The following is a 2,145-nucleotide window of genomic DNA, read 5'->3' on the forward strand; positions in this document are numbered from 1 at the left end:
GCCGCGGCTGGTCGGTCCGGCCTTTACCCTGCGCTTCGTGCCGGCGCGCGAAGATCTGGCGACGCCGGAATCCTGGTCGTCGCCGATTTCAACCCGCACCGCGATCGAGGCCATGCCGGCCGGCTGCATCGCCGTGGTCGACGCCATGGGCATCACCGATGCCGGCATCTTCGGCGACATCCTGTGCGCCCGCATGGCCAAGCGCGGCGTGGCCGCGCTGATCACCGACGGCGTGGTCCGCGATGTCGAGGGCGTGCTCGGCACCGGGCTGCCGGTGTGGTGCGACGGTTATGCGGCGCCGCCATCGGTTGCCGGACTGACCTTTGTCGGCTGGGGTGAGCCGATCGGCTGCGGCGGCGTCGCGGTGTTCCCGAATGACATCATCGTTGCCGACCAGGATGGCGCGGTCCTGATTCCGCAGGCGCAGCTCGATCACATCCTGGCCGAGGGACCGGAGCAGGAGCGGATGGAAGCCTGGATCGTGGACGAGGTGAACAACGGCGCGGTGCTGCCCGGTCTCTATCCGATGAATGCCGAGACCAAGGCGCGCTATGCCGCGTCGAAGAAATAACATCATCTGACACGAGGGTGGGCCAAGCGTCAGCGGGTCACCATCGGTTTCAAAACTGGACCGGCGGACTGGGCGCGGATGCCGCCTTTGCCCGCCTATAATAAATCCCAAACAAAGCAGGAGGCAGCCCATGGACATTCTTCTCGCCGGCTCGCGCCCAAGCCGCCGCGCGCCAAAGGAGAATTTCACCGGCACGGTCTGGCAGGACCCGATCATCACGCCGCAGGCTCCGGCGCGGCTGGTCGCCAACCGCGTGGCGTTCGAGCCGGGCGCGCGCACCGCGTGGCACACCCATCCGCTCGGTCAGACGCTGTATGTGATCTCCGGCGTCGGTCGGATCCAGACCAAGGGTCAGCCGGTGCGCGAGATCAAGGCCGGCGATGTCGTCTGGATTCCGCCGGGCGAGAAGCATTGGCATGGCGGCGCGCCGACCACCGGCATGGCCCACATCGCGATGCAGGAGTCTTTGGACGGCAACCACGCGACCTGGATGGAGCACGTGACCGACGAGGAATATTCGGCAGCCGTTGGTTAGCGTCGTATCCGCCAATCGGCGAAACCGGCGGACAGATCGGCGGTCCGCGTGCTGGCGCGAATGTGCTAAATCCGTTGCGCGGTCCAGGTGCCCCAACACATCGGACCCCGCCACGTGCCTGATCCCGAGGTGCCCGCGAGGTGACCGGAGCCGACCGCGCGCTTCAGGCCGCTTGCGAGCGTTACGCTGATATTGCCTTGGTCCGCGACGCGCCCCGACGCCTTCATCATCGCGCCGCTGGAGGCGACATGGCCGTTGCTGATGTCGATCGCGACGGTCGCGCCATTGCCGCACGACGCGTTGGCGGAGGCAATGCGAACGTTCCATTCGCCATCGAAGCCGGCGGCTGCGGCAGGGGTCGCGATCGGCGCTGCCAGCAGCGACAGCATGCGGATCGCGATGATGACCTTGTGAATGTGTCCCATGATATTGCCCCTGTTCGGGTTCTGACATCTGCCGCCTCACACGGGGGCTCGCGTGCGGCTGTGATGGGAGTCACACCGGCAGCTCGATCATTGTTGTGGTGATGTTGCGCGAGACACAACCGGTCGGTTTTACGCGTCGACGGAAACGAAAGGCCCCGCCGCAAGGGACAGGACCTTCGCCTCGAAACCGAAAACGGCTTGCTCCCGATGTCAGTTCACACGGGTCCAGGTCTGGCCGCCGCAGAACATGCCGCCGAAGGCGCAGCCCTGCACACGAAGCGTATTGGAGCCCTTCATCGTGATCGTGGAGTCATAGGTGCTGCCGGTGTTGGGATCGAGAATCCGGCCGCTCCATTTCAGGTCCTTGGCCGGCTTCATGTTGATCAGGACCTGCTCGCCATTCAGGTTGGTTTTCGCATCGACCGAATAGCCGCAGAGACCGCCGCCGCATTCCTCAATGCGGACTTTGCCTTCCTTCTCTTCCGTCAGCCAGATGCCGAGCGGCGAATTGGGGTCGCGGGCCACGGGCGCAGCAATCGGAGCCGACGGCGGTTGCTGCACCGCGACCTGCGGGGCCGGCGCGGCTGGCATCACAGCCGGGGCGGGCGCTTGCA

General features: G+C 65.8%; 4 protein-coding genes. 2 read left to right on the forward strand and 2 right to left on the reverse strand.

Annotation, left to right across the window (positions count from 1 at the left end):
- Positions 1-571: ribonuclease activity regulator RraA (locus WCB02_RS28255; RefSeq protein ID WP_423963045.1), on the forward strand; the 571-nt coding region annotated here is incomplete at its 5' end.
- 130 nt (positions 572-701) lie between these two features.
- Entirely contained in the window at positions 702-1,106 is a 405-nt protein-coding gene (locus WCB02_RS28260) for a (R)-mandelonitrile lyase (protein WP_423963046.1), read from the forward strand.
- Positions 1,107-1,171: 65 nt separating this feature from the next.
- On the opposite strand, the gene WCB02_RS28265 is transcribed toward WCB02_RS28260, so the two are convergent.
- Positions 1,172-1,531: a hypothetical protein gene (locus WCB02_RS28265; protein WP_423963047.1), complete on the reverse strand. Its 360-nt coding sequence runs from the start codon at positions 1,529-1,531 to the stop codon at positions 1,172-1,174.
- Between the two features lie 210 nt (positions 1,532-1,741).
- Positions 1,742-2,145, reverse strand: a 404-nt coding sequence (locus WCB02_RS28270; RefSeq protein WP_423963048.1) for a DUF2147 domain-containing protein, incomplete at its 5' end; no start/stop codon positions are given.

The organism is Bradyrhizobium sp. (assembly GCF_049581145.1).
Classification (GTDB): domain Bacteria; phylum Pseudomonadota; class Alphaproteobacteria; order Rhizobiales; family Xanthobacteraceae; genus Bradyrhizobium.

What these genes read in the sequence shown, in the direction of transcription:
- WCB02_RS28265 (WP_423963047.1), bottom strand. Translation starts at nt 1,531, where the DNA reads ATGGGACACATTCACAAGGTCATCATCGCGATCCGCATGCTGTCGCTG.
- WCB02_RS28260 (WP_423963046.1), top strand. Translation starts at nt 702, where the DNA reads ATGGACATTCTTCTCGCCGGCTCGCGCCCAAGCCGCCGCGCGCCAAAG.